The 19,062-nt window shown below is 71.3% G+C and carries 14 protein-coding genes; 7 read left to right on the forward strand and 7 right to left on the reverse strand.

The features are described from left to right. Positions 1–551: 551 nt before the first annotated feature. Complete coding sequence (locus tag IE307_RS33210; protein WP_229905315.1) at positions 552–2,345, reverse strand: S8 family serine peptidase; 1,794 nt, start codon at positions 2,343–2,345, stop codon at positions 552–554. A 182-nt stretch (positions 2,346–2,527) separates the two neighbouring features. Here IE307_RS33210 and IE307_RS33215 point away from each other — a divergent pair, with 182 nt between their 5' ends. Continuing rightward, a complete protein-coding gene (locus tag IE307_RS33215; RefSeq protein ID WP_191303375.1) occupies positions 2,528–3,454 on the forward strand; it encodes a LuxR C-terminal-related transcriptional regulator in 927 nt (308 codons plus the stop codon). A gap of 75 nt (positions 3,455–3,529) precedes the next feature. Here the strand turns inward: IE307_RS33215 and IE307_RS33220 are convergent, their stop codons facing one another. Beyond that, positions 3,530–5,407: a S41 family peptidase gene (locus IE307_RS33220; RefSeq protein WP_191303376.1), complete on the reverse strand. Its 1,878-nt coding sequence runs from the start codon at positions 5,405–5,407 to the stop codon at positions 3,530–3,532. A 120-nt stretch (positions 5,408–5,527) separates the two neighbouring features. Here IE307_RS33220 and IE307_RS33225 point away from each other — a divergent pair, with 120 nt between their 5' ends. Further along, positions 5,528–7,918, forward strand: a complete 2,391-nt coding sequence (locus IE307_RS33225) for a hypothetical protein (protein WP_191303377.1) — start codon at positions 5,528–5,530, stop codon at positions 7,916–7,918. Positions 7,919–7,932: 14 nt separating this feature from the next. After that, positions 7,933–8,508, forward strand: coding sequence for a superoxide dismutase family protein (locus tag IE307_RS33230; protein WP_191303378.1), 576 nt, complete (start codon positions 7,933–7,935; stop codon positions 8,506–8,508). On the opposite strand, the gene IE307_RS33235 is transcribed toward IE307_RS33230, so the two are convergent. Then, a complete protein-coding gene (locus IE307_RS33235) occupies positions 8,505–10,244 on the reverse strand; it encodes a helix-turn-helix domain-containing protein (RefSeq protein ID WP_191303379.1) in 1,740 nt (579 codons plus the stop codon). The genes IE307_RS33230 and IE307_RS33235 overlap by 4 nt on opposite strands. Positions 10,245–10,385: 141 nt before the next feature. Here IE307_RS33235 and IE307_RS33240 point away from each other — a divergent pair, with 141 nt between their 5' ends. From IE307_RS33240 to IE307_RS33250, 3 genes are all read left to right on the forward strand, one after another. Continuing rightward, complete coding sequence (locus IE307_RS33240) at positions 10,386–12,995, forward strand: type 2 lanthipeptide synthetase LanM family protein (protein ID WP_191303380.1); 2,610 nt, start codon at positions 10,386–10,388, stop codon at positions 12,993–12,995. After that, a complete protein-coding gene (locus tag IE307_RS33245) occupies positions 12,992–13,180 on the forward strand; it encodes a hypothetical protein (RefSeq protein WP_191303381.1) in 189 nt (62 codons plus the stop codon). The genes IE307_RS33240 and IE307_RS33245 overlap by 4 nt, the downstream gene beginning before the upstream one ends. Positions 13,181–13,249: 69 nt before the next feature. Next, positions 13,250–16,126 carry a LuxR family transcriptional regulator gene (locus tag IE307_RS33250; RefSeq protein ID WP_191303382.1) on the forward strand — a complete coding sequence of 959 codons (2,877 nt, stop codon included), beginning with the start codon at positions 13,250–13,252 and terminating at the stop codon, positions 16,124–16,126. Between the two features lie 9 nt (positions 16,127–16,135). Here IE307_RS33250 and IE307_RS33255 read toward each other — a convergent pair whose 3' ends face one another. Further along, positions 16,136–16,351: a CDGSH iron-sulfur domain-containing protein gene (locus tag IE307_RS33255; protein ID WP_191303383.1), complete on the reverse strand. Its 216-nt coding sequence runs from the start codon at positions 16,349–16,351 to the stop codon at positions 16,136–16,138. After that, positions 16,293–16,991, reverse strand: coding sequence for a HemK2/MTQ2 family protein methyltransferase (locus IE307_RS33260; RefSeq protein ID WP_191303384.1), 699 nt, complete (start codon positions 16,989–16,991; stop codon positions 16,293–16,295). The genes IE307_RS33255 and IE307_RS33260 overlap by 59 nt, the downstream gene beginning before the upstream one ends. Positions 16,992–17,039: 48 nt before the next feature. On the opposite strand from IE307_RS33260, the gene IE307_RS33265 reads away from it, so the two are divergent. After that, positions 17,040–17,648: a hypothetical protein gene (locus tag IE307_RS33265; RefSeq protein WP_191303385.1), complete on the forward strand. Its 609-nt coding sequence runs from the start codon at positions 17,040–17,042 to the stop codon at positions 17,646–17,648. Here the strand turns inward: IE307_RS33265 and IE307_RS33270 are convergent. Beyond that, on the reverse strand, positions 17,643–18,119 hold the full coding sequence (locus IE307_RS33270; protein WP_229905316.1) for a DUF1360 domain-containing protein: 477 nt from the start codon (positions 18,117–18,119) through the stop codon (positions 17,643–17,645). The two genes, IE307_RS33265 and IE307_RS33270, sit on opposite strands and share 6 nt — an antisense overlap. A 53-nt stretch (positions 18,120–18,172) precedes the next feature. Beyond that, the gene (locus IE307_RS33275) at positions 18,173–18,967 is read right to left on the reverse strand and encodes an SDR family NAD(P)-dependent oxidoreductase (protein WP_191303386.1); all 795 of its coding nucleotides are present in this window, start codon (positions 18,965–18,967) and stop codon (positions 18,173–18,175) included. Positions 18,968–19,062: the final 95 nt, after the last annotated feature.

Below are 19,062 nucleotides of genomic sequence, written 5' to 3' on the forward strand. Positions count from 1 at the left end.
ACACGCCTCGGCTTCGCCATTGCCGTTGGCGGCCTGGGTGCCTCGGCTTCGCCGTTGGCCTTGTCGTTCGGGAGGGACGCCTCGGCTTCGCCATTGCCGTTGTGCTCGGTGGCTTGCCCCTGTCCCGCCCCGCATCTCACCTGGCCGTGCCCCCTCGCTCCCCGCCTGCGCCGCCCCGCCCCACGCAGCCTGCAGGCACCCGCCTGCGCCGCCCCGCGTCGCCTCGCCCCCGCGTCGCCTCGCCCGCGTCGCCTCGCCCCGCGCCACCTCGCCCTGCGCCTCCTCGCCCTGCCTGTGCCGCCCCGCCTCACCCAGCCCGCCGGCACCCGCCTGCGCCGCCCCGTGTCGCGTCGCCTGTAGGCCCCGCCTGCGCTGCCCCGCGTCGCCTCGCCTCGCCTGCGGGCCCCGCCTTGCTGCGAGTCTGCCTCGCCGAGCCGAGCCTCTCGCCCCGCCGCGCCCGCCTGGCCCTGCCCGCCTGGCCTGGCACGTGAAAGGGCGGCGCGCTCCCAGTGTCAGGCTGGGAGGCGCCGCCCCTCGGCGAACTCGTGGAGCTATCGCAGGGTCAGGTTCCAGGCGTTGATGTACCCGGTGTCACCGGAGTACGCGTCCTGGACCCGCAGCTTCCACGTGCCCGCCGCGACCTCGGACGAGGCGTTGACCGTGTAGGTCGCCACCACGTTGTCGGCACTGTCCGAAGAGGACGAGTTCTTGAGGCGGTAGGCGGTGCCGTCCGGCGCCACCAGGTCGATCACCAGGTCTCCTCGGTAGGTGTGGACGATGTCCACGCCCACCTTGGTGGTGGCGGAGGCGTTGCCCGTCACCGTGGAGGTGATGGAGGACGTGACGGTGCCGCGGTCCACGATGGCCACGTCGGTCGTGTTCTCCAGGCCGCCGGTGGGCGGGGGTGTGGTGTCGAGTGCGTTCACGGTCTTGGTGGCGTCCGCGAGGCCCGCGCCGCAGCCGCCCGAGCAGGTGCCGGGGAAGGTGCGGGCGTTGGTCTTGATGAGGTCCTTGACCTGGGCCGGGGTCAGCGACGGCTTCTTGGCGACGAGCAGTGCCGCGAGGCCGGCGATGTGCGGGGCCGCCATCGAGGTGCCCTGGTAGGGCTTGTAGTTCTCGGCGCCGGGGGTGGTGGCTCCGGCGTTCAGCGTCGACCAGATGCCGTTCTCCGGCGTGGTGATGGTGCCGGGGGTGTCGGTGCCGCGGCGGGTCTCGCCGCCGGGGGCGGCGATGTCGATGCGGGTGCCGAAGTTCGAGTAGAACGCCTTGTTGCCCTCGCGGGAGGAGGCGGCGACGGTGATGACGCCGTTGCAGTTGGCCGGGGTGAAGTTCGCGACGTTCATGTTCGAGTTGCCGGCCGCGACGACGACCGTGGTGCCGCGGTTGATGGCGCCGTTGATCGCGTTCTGGTACGTCGTGGAGCAGGAGGACTGGCCGCCGAGGGACATGTTGATGACCTTGGCGACGTTCTGGTTCGCGGGGACGCCGTTCACCGTGCCGCCGGACGCCCAGGTGATCGCGTCGGCGATGTCCGAGGTGGCGCCGCCGCACTTCGCGAGGACGCGCAGGGGCTGGATCTTGGCGTCGTAGGCGATGCCCGCGATGCCCTTGCTGTTGTTGGTCGACGCGGCGATCGTGCCCGCCACGTGCGTGCCGTGCCAGGACGAGCCCTGGTCGGCCGGCGGGACCGGCTGGCCGTTGGCGTCCGTGCCGCACTCGCCGCGGGCGGTCCAGTCGCCCTCGTCGGCCGGGTTGGAGTCGCGGCCGTTGTTGTCGCGGGCGCGCGCCGAGTCCGACACGAAGTCGTAGCCCGCGACGACCTTGGAGGCCAGGTCGCTGTGCGCGACGTAGCCGGTGTCGATCACGGCGACGGTGACGCCCGCGCCGGTGGTGCTGGACCACGCGCCGGGGACGTTCATGCCCGCGGTGGCCTCGAAGAGGTCCCACTGCCGGGAGTACTCGGTGTCGTTCGGGTCGGCGAGCGGCTGCATCAGCAGGTCCGGCTCGACGTAGGCGACCTTCGGGTCGTTCTTGAAGGCCTGGATCGCCGAGTCGGCGTTCGTGGTCTTCGAGCCGAGGTCGACGACGACCGCGCCACTCGCCGTGCGGCGGTGGACGGACTTGCCCTTCTTGCGGGCGTCGTCCGAGGCAGCGGAGTCGGACGAGGCTTCGGCGGTGCCGGGCTTGTAGCCGACGATCAGCCGTTCGAAGGGGCGGTTCACCTGGGTCGAGTCCGGCTGGGACTGGATCTGGGCGGGGGCAGCGGTTGCCGATGGGGCAAGAACGCTGAGCACGGCGGCGGAAACTGCCGCGGCGCACACACTCGTGCGTCGCACGTTGTTCACGTGAGGTCCTTCCACGCAGGGCCTTCGCGTGCCGTTGAGGGCGTCAGTGTTCTGAACCGGCTGCGGAGGTGGAGGGACCGTAAGTCGGGTCACACCTGCGAAAACAGGTCTAGCGGAGTCCGAATGACGACACTGGCGTGTTCACGACAGGGGCGTTGCGCTGAATGGCGCACACTATGGCCGTGTTCGGACACTTGGGCGTCTCACCGGAGCTGTCGGCGGTCTACGAGCTCCTGGTGACGGGAGGCAGCCGCACCACCGAGGAGATCGGTGTCGCGGCCCCGCTGCTGGAGCGGATGCGGGAGCTCGGCCTGGTCCGGCACCTGCCCGGTGACGTGTGGCAGGCCGTCGCGCCCGACCTCGCCGTGGAGGCGCTGATCGCGGCGCGCGAGGAGGCCAACCGCCGGGCGCGCGCGGACATCGGCCCGTTGATGGAGCTGTACCTGCGCAACCGCGACGAGGAGCTGGCCGACAACGCGTTCGTCGAGGTGATCTCCGGCGGGGCCGCGGTCCGCGAGCTGTGGCACGCCCTGCTGCGCGGCGCCCGCGAGGAGGTCTGCGTGCTCGACCAGCCGCCGTACATCACGCCGCTGGGCCAGCACGTCGCCCTGGAGGACGAGACCCGTGCACGGGACGTGCAGTGGCGCGTCGTCTACGACCGGTCCGCCGTCGACATCCCCGGCCGGGTCACGGAGATCATCGAACTGGTCTCGGCCGGCGAACGCGCCCGCGTCACGCCGACGCTGCCGTTCAAGCTCGCGGTGATCGACACGCACGCGGCCGTGCTCCCCGTCGTCAACGGCGACGTGGTCGACAAGGTGCTGCTGATCCGCCCGTCCGCGCTGCTGGACGTGCTGCGCTCGACGTTCGAGCTGTACTGGGACAAGGGGATCCCGTTCAGCCCCGGCGGCATCTACGCGGCCGCGGCCGACGTCGACCCGAGCCTGCTGGGGTTGCTGGCCGCCGGGCTGACCGACGAGTCGATCGCGCGGCAGCTGGGGCTGGCGCCCCGGACCGTGCAGCGGCGGGTGCGGCAGCTGATGGACCGGTGCGGGGCGCAGACGCGGTTCCAGGCGGGTGTTCAGGCCATGCGGCGGGGGTGGCTCTGACCGAAGCACCTCACCTGGACGTGCAAGAGAGAACGGGCGCTTCCGGTCATGGAGTCACCGGAAGCGCCCGCTCGATCAACTGGCGACCTTGCGCGCGGCCACCAGCTGCCCGTCCGCGAACCCCTCGACGCGCACCTCGCGCCCGGTCGCGGTCAACGTCGCGGTGTGCGCACCGTCGGTCACGTCCAGCGAGGTCATCGGGCGGCCGTCGACGTAGACGTCCACCCGGTCGAGGTTCACGGTGTCCAGTGAGACGGTCGTTCCGGCGACCGCCACTCCCAGCCTGCGCACCGGCAGCGCCTTCAGCAGCTCTCCTGCCCGTGCGAGCAGATCCACGTTGCCCTGCAACAGGTCCGCGCGCGTGACCTTGTGCTGGTGCGTCGGGCGCACGCCCAGGTCCTCCACCGGCGTGCCGGCGAGCTTGCCGACGCGCAGCGTGCGGCGGATCGACACGCGCATGTTCGCCTTGTTGGGCAACGCCTTGTACGGCGACTCGGCGTCGGCCGGCGCCGGGATCTTCAGCAGGATCGACAGGAGCCCGTGCGTCCAGACGTTCGCGCCCCCGGCACCGGTGTTGTCGTCCACGCCGAGGATCGGGCCCAGCTCGTGGTCCGCCCAGCCCGCCGCGAAGATGTCCGTGGCGGAGTAGCAGCGCGCGTCGGTGATCAGCACCACCGGGCCGTGGTAGGTCTGGCCCACGGCGTTCGCGCCCTCGACCGGTGTGATCGTGTGCGAGCAGGAGAACGCCTGGCCCGTCTCCGTCGAGCTGTCGAGCGACGGGAACCACGGGCCGAGGTCGATCTGGCCGGTCGGGTCCTCCGCGTGGCGGCGGCAGATCCGCAGGTTCAGCGGTGTGCTGAGGAACTGCACGGGTTCCGGTGCGATCGGCTTCGGCGTCATCGTCTGCAGCAGGAACTCCGAGGCGAAGATGTGACCGCCGCCGTTGTCACGGACGTCGACGACGAGTCCGTTCTGCGGCAACAGGTTCGCGAGCCGGACGAACTCGGCGAGGAACGCCTCCGGGTCGTCGACGCTGAACGTGAAGATGCGCAGGTGCCCGAACGTGCCGGACGGCGTGACGACGGGACGCGCCCGGAACACGCCGGGCATCGTCGTCGGGACGTCCTGCGACGCCATGGCGACCGCGCCGCCGGCTGCCTCCGCCTGCACGACCTTGGGCGCGTGCAACAACTTCTTGGCGCGCGCCTTCTCGTCCGAGTCGAGGTCGACACCCTGCGCGGCGGCGGCCGAGGACAGCGAGTCGACGTCGGTCATCGGCGGCAGGTTCTCCGTGACCTGCCAGTCGACGCGGATCTCCTCGGTGGCGCCGGCCTCGGTGCGGTGGCTGACGACGACCCAGTCCTCGTCGGGCGGGAGCTGGATCACCAGCGGGCGCAGCGTGAGCGACTCGAGGCCGCGGGCGTGGTTCGCGGCGCTGTTGCTGCCGCAGAAGTTCGCGCCGTTCAACGCGACGGCGCGCGCGATCGGCGTGCCGTTCCAGTGCGTCACCTCGGCGCCGGCCGCGAGGCCGTTGAAGCCGGCGACCGTGCGGGCGACCAGGTACTGCTCGGTGCCGTCCTGCGCGAAGCAGCGCTCCAGCTGGAACGGCAGGAAGGCGATCTTGCCGGCGAACGGCGCGGGCAGCAGGTAGTTCGTGTGCAGGTCGCGCACCGAGTGGAAGGTGCTCGACAGCTCGCGGTGGAACTGCCACTCCGCCTCGGCCGTGGCGTCGGTCTGCCGTTCGAGTCTCGCTCTCAGGACTCTCAGTCTCTGCACGGGGTTCACGGCGTGCATGGCGACCTTCAGAGGCAGGTGCGCGTAGTTCTGCTCCAGCAGGATCAGGGCCTGGTCGACGATGAGCTTGCGTTGCGCCAGGGTGAGCGTGCCCGCGGTGGCGAGGAACTCGGCGAGTCCGACGGAGTTCGCGATGTTCGGGTGAGCGGTTGTGGTCATGGTGGGGCCTCCTTGCTCAGTAGAGGCTTTCCAGGGCGTCTGGATACACCTTTTTCACCCGTTCGGCCGCTAACTGGAGCAGTTTTCGGGACGACAACTGGAGTAAAGGGGAGGCAGACGATGAGTCCGAGCGTCCTGGAACTGCGCATCCACGGGGTCAACAACACACCCCCTGACGCGATGCTGGCCCTTCCCGACCACGCCGTCGAGCAGTTCCGGGGCGATCGCTTCGGCAGCTTCTGGCGGCCGAGGCCGGACAAACTCGCCGACCTGCCACCGGATCACGCCGGGCGCGTGCCCGGGAACGTGCGGCGCGAGGCGTACTCGTGGGGCGGGATGGCGCGCAGCACCCCCGGCGTGCCGGGCAGCGGTGTGCCCTCGGTGCTCGCGAACGCGCTGGGACGCGTCGGATGGGCGTTGCTGCTGCCGTTCGGGCTCGCGAACGTCGCCTACTGGTCCCGGAAACTGCCCGACGACTCGGTTCCGACGACGCGGCGGATGGTGTGGTGGAACGCCGGGCGCGGGGCGGCCTCGACGCGGTTGTTCGGGTTGGGGCTCACGGTGTTGCTGGTGCTCGCGGTGTGCGAGGCGGCGATCTCGACGTACGCGGTCCAGTGCTCCCTGCCGGGTGTCGCGTGCAAGCGGCTGCCGGAGTTCCTGGACGTGCTCGGTGATCCCGCGCAGCACGTGCGCGTGCTGGCCGCGTCCGCCGTGCCGGTGCTGTTGCTGCTCGGGCTGCTGGCGCTGACCTCGTTGTCGCGCAGCAGGTACGAGATGACCTCGATGCGCACTCCCGAACGCCGGGCCGGCGTGATGCTGAGCCGCAAGTCGATGTGGGAGGGCAGCCCGCGGATCCGCCGGCTCACGCGGCTGCACATCTCCGCCGGGTGTTGCGTGGTGGTGCTGGCGACGAGCACGCAACTGTTGCAGCACGTGTTCTTCCTGGTGCTCACGGTGCTCGCGGCGGGGGTGCTGGCGGTCGTGACCGCGCGAGTGGTCGTGACGGCGACCGACTGCCCGGACGTGCCGTCGACCGAGAAGGGCGGTCTCTGGTCGTGGCTGCTGATGGTCTCGGCCGTGATCGTGCTGGTGGCGCACGGGTTCGGGCTGTACGCGGTCGCGCCGTCGTTCGACGGACCGTTGTGGCTGACGACGTGGGGACCGCCGACGGTGGTCGTCGCGTTGCTCGGATCGGTGCTGGCGGCGTGGTCGTGGCGGCGCAACGACGCCAAGGGGCCGTTGGTCCTGCTCCTGCTGTTCGTGGCGTTCATGGTTGCCACGCATTGGTTTTCGCTGGCCTGGATCGGCGCCGCGGTGTTCGGTGGTGTGCTGGCGTGGCGGGCGCGGCCCCGGGCTGGTGACGAGTGGCAGGCCTGGCGCGGGGCCGGACCCGGTGTGCTGCTGGGGTTGTCGCTCGTGTCGTCGGTGATGTTGTCGACCGTGCTGGTGCTGACCTTCCGCGGCTGGGTCGGGACCGGGCTGGAGGCGCCGCCGTTCTACTCGTGGTTCAGCGCGGCCTTCGCCTGTGCGCTGGTTCCGTTGGTGCTGCTGGTTGTTGTGCAGGCCTTCGTGTTGTTGTCGCGGTTGATCGCGCCCGCGGTGCTGGACGGCGAGGCCGAGGCGCTGGTCGTGCGGACGCGGCACGTCGTCGCGGTGACGCACCGGGCCGAGAACGTGGCCGGAATGCTGTCGGTGCTGGGCGTGCTCGCCCTGCTGCTGACGTGCTACCTGACGTTCGACGCGCCCTCGTGGTCGCGCTGGTCCGGCGTCGAGTGGGTGGTGGGCAAGGGCGACTGGGTGACCGGGCTCGCCGGGGTCGCGGTGGTCGGCTCGTTCGTCGGGGCCGGGATGCTGGTGAACCGCCGGCCGCTCGGGCTGGTGTGGGACCTGATGTGCTTCCTGCCGCGCACGGCCCACCCGTTCGCACCGCCCTGCTACGCCGAGCGCGCGGTACCGGAGATCGCCGACCGCACGCGTGAGTTCCTCGACGAGTCGCCTGGGAATCGTGTCGTGCTGTCCGCGCACAGCCTGGGCGCCGTGCTGGCGGTCGCGGCCTTGTACGCGTTGCCCGCCGGGTACCTGAAGCGCGTGCAGCTGCTGACGTACGGCGTGCAGCTGCGGCCCTACTTCGGGCGGATCTTCCCGGAACTGCTGGGACCCGTCGTGCTGGGAACGCCGTCGGTGCGGGCGGGGGCGATGTTCTCGTGCGACCCGTGGGTGCGGCCGACCGGTGAGGCGCCGGATCGCGGGCTGTCGCAGTTGCTGGGGCCGAGCTGGATCAACCTGTGGCGCCGCACCGACTACCTCGGCTTCCCGGTGCACGGCTGGGGTTCGAACGAGCTCGACCGCCGCGCCGGCGAGACGGACGGCTCACCGGACCAGGTCGCGACCCACGGCGGATATCACCTGTGTGAGGCCTATCAGCAGGCGTTTGCGGACCTCGTGGCGATCGACCTGAGCCAGTCACCCGTTAGTGAACAGGAAGCGGGTGAGAACCTGGGACCCAGTTGAGCCGAGGGAGAGACATGCGCATCGTGGCGACTGCCGTACTGCTGACCGCGGGACTGGCCACCTGCTCGACCCCAGGTCCGGGCGCTCCATCCGACGCGCCCGCGATCAAGCCGATCGCCGAGACCGCGGTGGCGGCGCCCGCCTCGTCCGGCGAGCAACCGAGGGGCATCACCTACGACGTCGCGCGGATTCCCGTGGGAGCCCGGATCTCCACCGGCTCGACTGTCTCAGGTGGACGAACGACGGTGGAGCTGAAGGTGTCCGGCCTGCTGCCGGACACGAAGTACGGCTCGCACGTGCACACCAAGCCGTGCGGCGCCAAGCCCGCCGACTCGGGCCCGCACTACCAGAACGACGAGGACCCGGTGACGCCGAGCGTCGACCCGAAGCACGCCAACGCGCAGAACGAGATCTGGCTGGACTTCACCACCGACGCCCAGGGCGCCGCGACCGCCGCGGCGACCGTGGGGTGGGAGTTCCGCAAGGGCGAGGCGAACTCCGTCGTCGTGCACGCCGCGCACACGAGCACCGAGCACGGCAAGGCGGGCACCGCCGGTGACCGCCTCGCCTGCCTGACCGCCGCCTTCTAAACCGGCCAGGTCAGGGCCACGCCTCCCGGGAAGTGCGGCCCTGCCACCGGTTCGAGCACCGCCGCGCGCACGAGGCTCAGCACCTCGTACCGCGTCCCGACCCGGCGAACCAGCCCGCGCACGCACAACTCCCTCAGCGACCGCCCAGGACCGGGTTCCTCGCCTCCGGCCATGCGCACCAGCAGCTCACGCGCCTCCTCGTCCACAGTGGACAGCGAACGCCGCAGCGAGTCGCGCAGGTGCGCCGAGGTCGGGTCGAGCGGGTTGGACCGCAACCGCTCGAGCAGGTGCTGCGGCGAGTAGACCATGAACCACCCCGCGGCGAACTCCAGCGCCGACGGCAACCCGTCCAACTCGTGCACGAGACCCATGAGCGCGGCCTGGTTGGCCGGCTCGGCCTTGAACGCGGGCCGCACCCGGTGCACGTGCGTGAGCAGCAACCGCACCGCGGCGTCATCGGCCAGCGCCCCGAGCGGGAACACGTGCTCACCCGGCAGCCCGGTGGGCGCCAGCGCCGTCACGACGACACGCAGGCGCGGGTGCGCCTCCAGCAGCCGCGGGTCGGGGCGGTGGTCGGTGACGAGGACGGTGTCCTGGTCGTCGTCGATGACCGGGGTGGTCTGGGACGGGTGCCACAGCACGGACCAGCCGTGCCGGAAGTGCAGCTCGCCGGCGACCTCGAGGGCGAGCCTCGTCTTGCCGACGCCGCTGACACCGGTGATGGTGACCAGTCGCCGCGACTCGTGGGGCAGGCGGAGGGCTGGACCGCGCGCGATGGTCTCGCCGGCAGGGGCTTCTGCCTGTGCGGCGAGCCGCATGGCCTGATGGGAGGCGTCAGGCGTTGCGACTCGCACACCGTCTACGACCCAACGCTCGCCTTCCGGCGACAAGGGCTCGGCAGCGCCGTCGCACGGGCTGACCGCCGACGCGCGCACACAGCCGTCCAACGGCACGCCACCGCCCGCTCCGGCCCGTCCTTCCGACGACGGACCTCCGGCTGCGCCCCCACGCAGCCCATCCGCCGAAGAACGTGCACCGCCTGACGAGGGCGTACCGCCTTCACGCAGCTCATCCGCCAACGTGCGCGCACCGCCAGCAGACGTCACACCGGCCTCACGCAGCTCGTCCGCGGCCGTGCGCGCACGGCCGCCCAACGGCACACCACCAGCGGAAGCAGTGCCAGCCTCACGCAGCTCATCCGCCAACGTGCGCGCACGGCCACCCGACGGCACACCACCGGCCACGCCCCGCCCATCCGGCGACGAACCTCCGGCAGCGCCACGCAACCCGGCCGCCGACGTGCGCGCACGACCGTCCAACGGCACACCGCCGCCCAACGGCGCACGACCGTCCAACGGCACACGGCCGTCCAACGGCACACCGCCGCCGCCCAACGGCAAACCCCCGCCGACCCCTTCCGTCAGCAACGCCGCCAACGCGGCCGCCTCCGCCTCCCGCCCCACGATCGACCCGGCGGGCCCGGCCGGAGCGGGTGGCGCCACCGCGGCCCGGCCCGACGAGCGGCCACCGGCCTGCTGCAGGTTCGCGCGGCTTCCCTCGTCCAGCCGCAGCCCGTCGGCGAGCAGGCGCACCGTCTCAGCTCGTGGCGAGCGGGTGCGGCCGCATTCCAGGTCCCGGATCGCCCGGACGCTCACCATCGCGAAGTCAGCCAGCTGTTGCTGGGTGAGGCCCGCGCCGATGCGGTGCGTGCGCAGCAGTTCTCCGAACTCCCTCATGCCGTTCCCTCCCTCGGACCTCGAGTCTCGGGGCGAACGGGCCGGGAAACATGGGTGGCGGACCCCCATATTCGCGGCCGCTCACAAATCTGGGGGATTGATCCCCATGTGCCGCGTGGCCGCGCGTGCGAGGTTGTGCCGGTGACCTCCGCGGCCGAGACCAGCACCGGTGAGAGCTGGACAGCAGCTTTCGCCCACGCCTTGCGCCCGCTGATCGACGCCTCCCGCACCGAGGTGGCGCCGCCGTTCGACGCGGCGTTCGCTGAGCAGCTCGGGCGACGGTTGGTGGAGATCGCGGCGCGGACGCTCGTGCTGGAACTGCACACCGTGCGCGACGCGCTGACGAGCCCCACCAGTGAAGAGCGGTTCATCGAGTTCACGCGGACGTTGAACCTGTCCGCGGTCTTCAACCGCTACCCGGTGCTGGCGCGGCTGCTCGCGCAGGCCTGTGAGCAGGCCGTTTCCACGCACCACGAGTTGTCGTCGCGGTTCACGCGCGACCGTGCGCTGATCGTCCAGACGATCTTCGGCGCCACCGATCCCGGCGCGCTGGTCTCCATCGACATGGGCCAGGGGGACGCGCACCAGCAGGGCCGGACCGTGGCGGTCCTGACCTTCGAGTCCGGCGAGAAGCTCGTCTACCGGCCGCGGCCGGTGGGGCTGCACACGCGCTTCCAGGACCAGGTCCAGTGGCTTTCCAGTCGGACTGGAATCACTTTCCGGTCTCCGCGACTCCTGCCCCGCGACGGGTACGGGTGGATCGAGCACGTCACGCACGAGCCGTGCGCGGACGTGTCGGAGGTTGCCGAGTTCTACCGGAGGCTCGGTGCGCTGCTGGCGCTGCTCTACGCGGTCGACGGCACCGACATGCACTACGAGAACCTCATCGCGTGCGGCAGCCAGCCGGTGCTCGTGGACGTCGAGACGTTGTTCCACCCGACGCTGGCGCACGACGCCGACCCCGCCGCGCTTGCGCTGATGCGGTCGGTGCACCGCACGGCCCTGCTCCCCCACGTGCTGCTGGGCGACAACGGCGTCGCGGACGTGTCCGGTGTCGGCGGTGACCAGGGCGTGCTGTCGCCGTTGAACGTGGTCGACTGGGCCGACCCGGGAACCGACAGGATGCGGCTGGTCAGGCGTCCCAGGACATCGTCGGGGGCGCGCAACAGGCCGCTGCTCGACGCCCTGCCCGCCGAGCCGGCCGACTACCAGGACTCGCTGCTGGCCGGGTTCCGCACCGGCTACGACGCGATAGTGGCGCACAGGGAGGAGCTGCTGCAGCTCGTCCGGGAGTGCGCCAACGAGGAAGTGCGGTTCGTGGCGCGCTCGACGCGGCAGTACGCGCGGTTGCTGGACGAGTCGACGCACCCGTCCGTGCTGGCCGACGCGCTGGACCGCGACCTGGCGTTCGGCGTGCTGGTGGTGGACGACCCGCTGCTCGACCGGCTGGTGCCGTTCGAGGTGTCCGACCTGTGGCGCGGTGACGTGCCGCTCTTCACGTGCAGGCCGGGGTCGACCGACCTGTGGACCGCGTCCGGGCTCCGGCTGCCGGGGATGCTGCCGGAGCCCGGGCTGCACGCCGTCACGCGCAAGATCCTCGCGATGAGCGAGGTCGACCGGCACGACCAGCAGTGGGTGATCACGGCGCTGCTGGCGTCGCGGCCGCGCCCGGTGTCGCACCACAGCGGCGTCGCGGCGCAGGGCCACGTCGCCGCGGTCGACCCGGATCCGGCACGGCTGCTGGTCGCCGCGTGCGGGATCGCCGACCAGGTCCTGGCGCACGCCGTCACCGGCGAGGACCGCGTCAACTGGCTCGGGCTCGAACTGGTCGACGACCGGCACTGGACGGTGCAGCCGCTCGGCGCCAGCCTGTCGAACGGCTACACGGGTGTGGCGCTGTTCCTGGCCGAGCTGGGGGCGCTCACCGGGGCGGCGCGCTACGTCGACTTCGCGCGGGACGCGCTGAGGCCGCTGCCGGACCTGCTGAACCTCTTCGCCGAGGAGCCGGAGCTCGTCCCGGTGGTCGGCGGCGGGATCCACGGCCTCGGAGGCATCTGCTACGGCCTCGCACGCCTCACGCCGTTGCTCGGCCTCGACCCGAAGCTGCTCGCGCAGGCCGTCCAGCTGATGCCGAGGGACGATTCGTCGCACACCGTCGTGGACGGCGTCGCGGGCTCGCTGGCCGCGATGCTCGCCGTCGGCACGCCTGAAGCTTTGGCCCTCGCCGATCATTACGCCTCTACTCTGCGTGGCGTTATTTGCCCGGCCAATGGCTTCGCCCGCGGCCATGCGGGAATCGGATGGGCCCTGAGGCGTTACGCGGCAACGGTTCAGGACGAGTTATCAGACGTGGCCGCGCGAACTTTCATGGAGAGCGACTCCATCGACCCGACCGACACCGGATGGTGCACCGGTCTGGCCGGTGTCGCGCTCGCCCGTGACGACGAGCGCCTGGCAGGCCTGCTCGCAACGAGGGAACCGTTGCGGGACATGAGTCTCTGCCACGGCGAGCTGGGCGTCGTCGAGGCACTGGCCGCGCACCACCCCAGCGCGGCGAACCGTCGCACGGCGTTGTTGCTGGGAGCACTGGACGACCACGGCGCACGCTGCGCCACCCCGGGCGGCGTCCCGTCGCCAGGGCTGCTCACGGGCCTGTCCGGCATCGGTCACGGCCTGCTGCGCCAAGGGTTCCCGATCCCCTCGGTCCTGCTACTGCAAGCATCACCTGACGAAGAGGAGTGCACCCGATGAACGAGTCCCTGCACCGTTCGGCCGACCAGTCCGACCCGGCCGAGCACGCGATCGGCGAGATGGAGCTGGCGCCGAAGACGTTCGCGGGTGCCCGGGCACGTGCGTTGATGGGCCTGACCATGGCGACGAGCGCTTTCGTGACGATCACCCCGCTCGTCACCGACACCACGGTGAGCGTGGTGTAGGAAACTTTCACCCCGAATACGTCTGGGCGGTCGATACGGAGACCCGCACGTGGCCGTTAGGGTCCAGACATGCAGACAGGAGCGTCCCGGGTGATCGGTCGTGATCAGGAGGTCACGGCCATCACCGGGGCGCTCTCCCGCACTCGGGCCTCCCGCGGCGGCGCCGTCTTCCTCACCGGGGAGGCAGGGATCGGCAAGTCGCGGCTCGCCCGCTACGCGGCGGGCCAGGCGTTCGACGAGGGCATGCGGGTGCTCAAAGGACGCGGTACGACGATCGGCCCGATGGTGCCGTTCCGCCCGATCGCGGAAGCGCTCCTGGGCCTGTTCCGCGGCGATCCGCCGGACGACTCGGCGCTCGGGCCGTACAAACCGGTGCTGGGCACGCTGATCCCGGAGTGGCACGACCACAGGTCCACGACCGAGTCGGTCGTCGTGCTGGCCGAGGCGGTGCTCAGGCTGCTCGCGTCCGTCGCGCGCAAGACGCCGTGCCTGCTCGTCCTCGAGGACCTGCACGAGGCGGACGCGGAAACGCTTGCGGTCGTCGAGTACCTCGCGGACAACCTGGAGGACCAGCCGGTCCTGCTGCTGGCGACGATCCGCAGCGAACCCGGCCACGCGCTGGAGCTCGTGCGCAGGATGGTGCAACGAGGGTCCGGCACGCTCGTGGAGCTGCACCGGCTGTCGCAGGACGAGGTCGGCCAGATGACGGCCGCGTGCCTCGAGAGCGACCGCGTCCCGGCGGAGCTCGTCGATCGACTGTGGACGGACAGCGCCGGAAACCCCTTCGTGGTAGAGGAACTGCTGCACGGCATGGTGAGCGGCGGCCTGCTCGTGGCCGGGGCGCACGGCTGGCAGGTGCTGGGCGAGCTCAAGCTCCCGGTGCCGGCGGCGTTCGTGCGCAGCGTCGCGCACCGCACGGACACGCTGGGACCGCAGGGCCGCGAGGTGCTGTCCATCGCGGCGGTGCTGGGCCACCGGTTCCCGCTCTCCCTCGTGCAGAAGGTGACCGGGATCGATGACCGCGAGCTGCTCAGCCACCTGCACGCCGGTGTGGCCGCGCAGCTCGTGACGCCCGACGAGCCCGCACCCGACTGGTACGCGTTCCGCCACCCGCTCACGGCGGACGCGTTGCTGGCCCAGCTGACCCTGGCCGAACGCGTCGACCTGTCCGCGCGCACCGCCGACGCGATCGAGGACCTGCACCCCGGCCTGCCGGGCGACTGGTGCCCGCTCGTCGCGAAGCTGCTGCTCGACGCGGGGTCCGAGACCAGGGCGGGCCTCCTGTTCGCCGAGGCGGGCAGGCGCGCGCTGGCGGGGGGTGCCGCCGAGTCGGCCGTCACGCTGCTCGACCGCGCGCAGGGCCTGCTCACCGACGAGGTCGGCCTGCGCGCCGACGTGCTCGACACGTTGCTGCCCGCGCTGGCCGAGACGGGCGAGTTCGAACGCGCCTTCGCCTTCGACGTCGCGGACTTCCAGGCACTGGACGGGCAGCGCCGCGCGAAGCTCCACTCGCGACTGTCCCGTGTGGCCTTCACCGCCGGGTGGTTCACCGAGGGCGTGGAGCAGGTGCGCATCGCGAGGACGTTGCTCGGGCCCGACGCGCCCGCCGCGCTGACGGCGCAGCTCGACGTCACCCTCGCCCACCTCACGCTGAACATCCCGAGCCCGGAACGGATCTCCTCGGCCGAGGGTCTCGCCAGGCAGGCCGCGCTGGCGGCGGACCGGGCGCAGCTGCCGGTGGAGGCCTGCGAGGCGTGGCAGCTGCTCGGCATCATCGCGCGCGAGCAGGACATGAACGAGGCCAACGAGTGCTTCGGCAAGGCACTCGCACTGGCGGGCACGCACCACATGCCGATCCAGCACGTCTACGCGCTGGTCCGCCTGGCGGGCAACGACTGGCTGCAGCACGGCAGCACCGCGTCCCTCGACCGCACGCACGCCGAGGCGTCCCGGGCGGGCGCGATCACGGTGTCGCACAACGTGGACGCGATCCTGGCGCTGCAGTCCGTGCTGACCGGCGACTACGCCACGGCCGCGGACCAGATCGAGAAGTGCCTGGCCGTCACCACGCGCCTGCGGTTCCACTCGCTGACGCGCTACCTGCTGATGAGCAAGGCGACACTGGCCGCGCACCAGGGCAACCGCGCGGCGGCCGACGACGCCATCAGCGAGTTCGAGGCGGTCGCGAAGAGCGGCGCTCAGGAGTACCCGCTGTGCTTCGGGCTCGCGCGCGCCTTCTGCGCGTTGCTGGAGGAGAACCACGCCCTGGCGATGACGGAGTTCGACCGCGCGCTCGCCTTGGAGTCCCAGAACCCCACGACGTTCCACCTGTCCGGCACGCACGGCATGAGGGTGCTGCTCGGAGTGCTCGACGGCCGTTTCGGCTGGCGCGACCACGAGGCGCTGACCACCTCCTCCGCGTCGCAGATGCGGTGGAACCGGCAGTTCACCGAGCTGGCGCGAGCCGTTCTGCTCGGCCGCGACGGCCGGGTGGACGACGCCAGGGACGCGTTCCAGCGCGCCCAGGAGGCCGCGGGGCTGTACCCGCTGGCACGTCACCTGGGTCTGCGGCTGGTCGCCCCGGAGGCGGCGGCCTGGGGCGATCCGGTGGCCTGGCTGCGCTCCGCCGAGGAGTACTTCCACCAGGCCACGGTCCCGGCGGTGGCCTCGGCGTGCCGGGGGCTGCTGCGGCAGGCCGGGGCACCGGTGCAGCAACGGCGCAGCGGCACCGACCAGGTGCCGAAGGAGCTGCGCGGTCAGGGCGTGACGGTCCGCGAGTTCGAGGTGTTCGTGCTGCTGGCCGACCGGATGGGCAACAAGGCGATCGGCACCCGCCTGCACATCTCACCGCGCACGGTGGAAAAGCACGTCGCCTCGCTCATCGCGAAGACGGGCCAGCCCGACCGGGAGTCGCTGTCCTCGTTCGCGGCGGGGTTCGCCGGCTGATCCGGCGCGTCACTTCCCGTCCTGCGGCACGTCGTCGCGCACACGTTTGCGATGACTGGTGTCGCAGAACGGAAAGCGTTTGCTGCGGCGGCACGCGCAGACCGCGACCACGAACCGGTCGCTGGTGTGCGTCACGCCGTCGTCGGTGACCAGTTCGACCGGTCCCTCAACGAGCACCGGCCCGTTCGGCACCACCGTCACCCTGCGGGCGCTCTGGCCGGTCACCTCGGATCACCACCAGTTCCTCGTGTCGCTGACCGGACTCGATCAGGCCGTGCTGTTCCAGAAAGCCGATCCTGCCGTGCATCACGGGTCCGAACGGCACCCAGCGGCGTTGCACGACCGACGCTTTCAGGCCGCAGTCGCGCAGACGCTGGAGCGTCGCGTCCACTCCGCACAGTGCGGAGTGGACCATCAGCAGCACGCCGCCCGGCACGAGCAGGTCGTGGATCCTGGCGCACAACGGGTCCAGCAGCTGCCGTCCGTCGAGACCCGCGTCCCACGCCCTGGCCGGCCCCTTGGCGGCACAGGTGCTCGCCGCGGGCACGTACGGAGGGTTCGAGAGGACCAGGTCGAAGCTCTCCCCCTTCGCCACGACGTCGAGCGCGTTGCCGAACCGCACGCGCAGCGGCACCCTCTGCAGGGCGGCGTTGACGCGTGCCGTCCACACCGCACGCCGGGAAACGTCCACACCGGTCACCTCGGCGGCGCCGGCGCGGATCGCCGCGATGGCGAGCGCCCCGGTGCCGGTGCCGATGTCGAGCACGCGACCACCTGGCGCGATCGCCGCCGCGTGCAGCGCTTCGACCAGAAGCGCGGTGTCGTCCTGGGGCGTGTACACGCCTGGTGCTCTGAGCAGCCTCACGGGGTTGGAATCCCCTGCGCGAAGACCTTGAAACACCGCGTTTTTCCGGTGTTTTCGCGGGTACACGAGGGTGTGCTGACCACCGTCTTCCGCCTGATCGCCCACACGCGGCACGCCCGCGCCTTCCACCCCAGGGGCATCCAGCTGACCGGTGAGCTGAGCGGCAGCGCCCCCTTCCCCGGCAACGCCACCGTGCCCGTCCGACTGTCCAAAGGGGCAGGAACCGGGCCGGGCAAACCCGACGTGCTCGGCCTCGCGCTGCGCGTGCCCACCGCGACCGGCGACTGGGACCTGTTGCTGTCGAGCACCGGCACCGGTGAGCGGACGCGGATGCTGCCGAAGTTCGTGCGGCACTGGCAGGACGCCCGGCTCGGCACGCTCGCGCCCTACCGCCACCGCGGCGAGCTCGTGTGGTTCATGGCCGTTCCCGGTGAGGGCGAACCGCCGGAGCGGTTCACCCTCCACGCGTCGGGCAAGGACGCCGACTGGCGTCCGGTCGCGGAACTGGTGCTGCGGCCCCAGGACCGCGACGTGGCGCCGGTGGCGTTCGACCCCGTGCTCAACCTGCCGGCGGACATGGAACTGGCGCCGCGCTGGCTCGCCAAGTTGCGCGACGAGGCCTACGAGGGCAGCAGGCGCGGCCGCCGGGAGTCATGACTTGAGCCTGTCGTAGACCAGGTTCAGCGAGTCGGACGCCGCGACCGCCGTGAGCGCGGTCGACACGAGCCTGGTCACCCGCGGCGCGAACACCAGCCCGGCGGTGAGACCGCTCGCGATCCACACACCCGCGCAGAACGGGCACGTCAGCAGCTCTCCGATCGCGTGCTGCGCCGGGTGGCCGGACCGCACGGACTCCTTGATCTCCGCGTGTCCCGCGGGCTCCTCGTACCGGGTGAACGGGGCCCTGAGCGGGCTGGTCACCGCCTCCTTGGTGAGCAACCGGCTGGCCTTGTGGGTCGCCACGGCCACGAGCGCGGTGTCCGCGAGCGAGAACCGGTCGGGCAGCCGGACGCCCGTGAGGCGTCCTGCCACCGAGACCGCGCCGACGAGAGCCGTGTAACTGGCGATGGCGAGCAGGTATCCGGGCAACGGCCTGCCCTCGCCGTACGCCTGCCAAATCCGCTTCACGCTTCCCGAACCTCCGTGCAGAAGACGATCGAACCGTGGTGCGCGAGTACCCGTCACTCCTCGCCCGAACCGGGTTCCGTCATCGTCCTCATCACCTTCGCCTTGACGGGGTCCGGCGCGACCCTGCCCACGACGGCCTGGACCTTGTTCTTCAGCGATCCCGCGACCACGTGGTCGTCGCCCTTCATCAACGCCTCGAAGCCCTGCCGCGCGACCTGCGCGGGGTCGTCCTTGGGCCCCGTGGCGACCTTGGTGTCCTGCATGCCGGCGCGGTCGAAGAACTCGGTGTCGGTCGGCCCGGGCATCAGCGTGGTCACGGTGACCCCGGTGTCGCGCAGCTCCTCGCGCAGGCTCTGCCCGAACGACGCCAGGAACGCCTTGGAGGCCGCGTAGACCGAGTGGAACGGGCCGGGTCCGGTGGCGGCGATGGACGACGTGAAGAGGATCCTGCCCTCCTTGCGGTCCACCATGTCGCCGAGCAGGCGGTGCGTCAGGTGCACCGCCGAGCGGACGTTCAGGTCCACGATCTCCAGGTTGTCGTCGACCGACGTGTCGCGCGCGAAGTCGCCGCCGACGCCGACGCCCGCGTTCACCGCGAGCACGTCGACCGGACGGCCCAACGCGCGCACGCGGGACACCAGAGCCTCAACGCCTTCGTAGCCGCGCAGGTCGGCCCGCACCGGTTCCACGCGCACGCCACCGCTGAGCAGCCTCAGCTGCGCGGCCGCTTCGTCAATCCTTTCGTCCTCAGCCACAACGACGACGTCGAAGGCGTTGTCCGCGAGGACTTTCGCGAGTTCGTACCCTATTCCACTGGACGCACCGGTCACCACGGCAAGCGCATTCACAGGCGTTCTCCCTTCCGGTCAACGCCCCGGATACCCGTGGCCGCCAGGTCGATGCGCATCGGCCGAAAGACTGATGCAACCTCCGGGGCCCATCG

It is taken from the genome of Lentzea cavernae (assembly GCF_014653695.1).
Classification (GTDB): domain Bacteria; phylum Actinomycetota; class Actinomycetes; order Mycobacteriales; family Pseudonocardiaceae; genus Lentzea; species Lentzea cavernae.

Bases quoted from the DNA above. Each gene is read 5' to 3' on its own strand.
- IE307_RS33245 (WP_191303381.1), top strand. From the start codon at position 12,992: ATGAACGAGTCCCTGCACCGTTCGGCCGACCAGTCCGACCCGGCCGAG.
- IE307_RS33250 (WP_191303382.1), top strand. From the start codon at position 13,250: ATGCAGACAGGAGCGTCCCGGGTGATCGGTCGTGATCAGGAGGTCACG.
- IE307_RS33220 (WP_191303376.1), bottom strand. From the start codon at position 5,407: ATGACCACAACCGCTCACCCGAACATCGCGAACTCCGTCGGACTCGCC.
- IE307_RS33230 (WP_191303378.1), top strand. From the start codon at position 7,933: ATGCGCATCGTGGCGACTGCCGTACTGCTGACCGCGGGACTGGCCACC.
- IE307_RS33235 (WP_191303379.1), bottom strand. From the start codon at position 10,244: ATGAGGGAGTTCGGAGAACTGCTGCGCACGCACCGCATCGGCGCGGGC.
- IE307_RS33225 (WP_191303377.1), top strand. From the start codon at position 5,528: ATGAGTCCGAGCGTCCTGGAACTGCGCATCCACGGGGTCAACAACACA.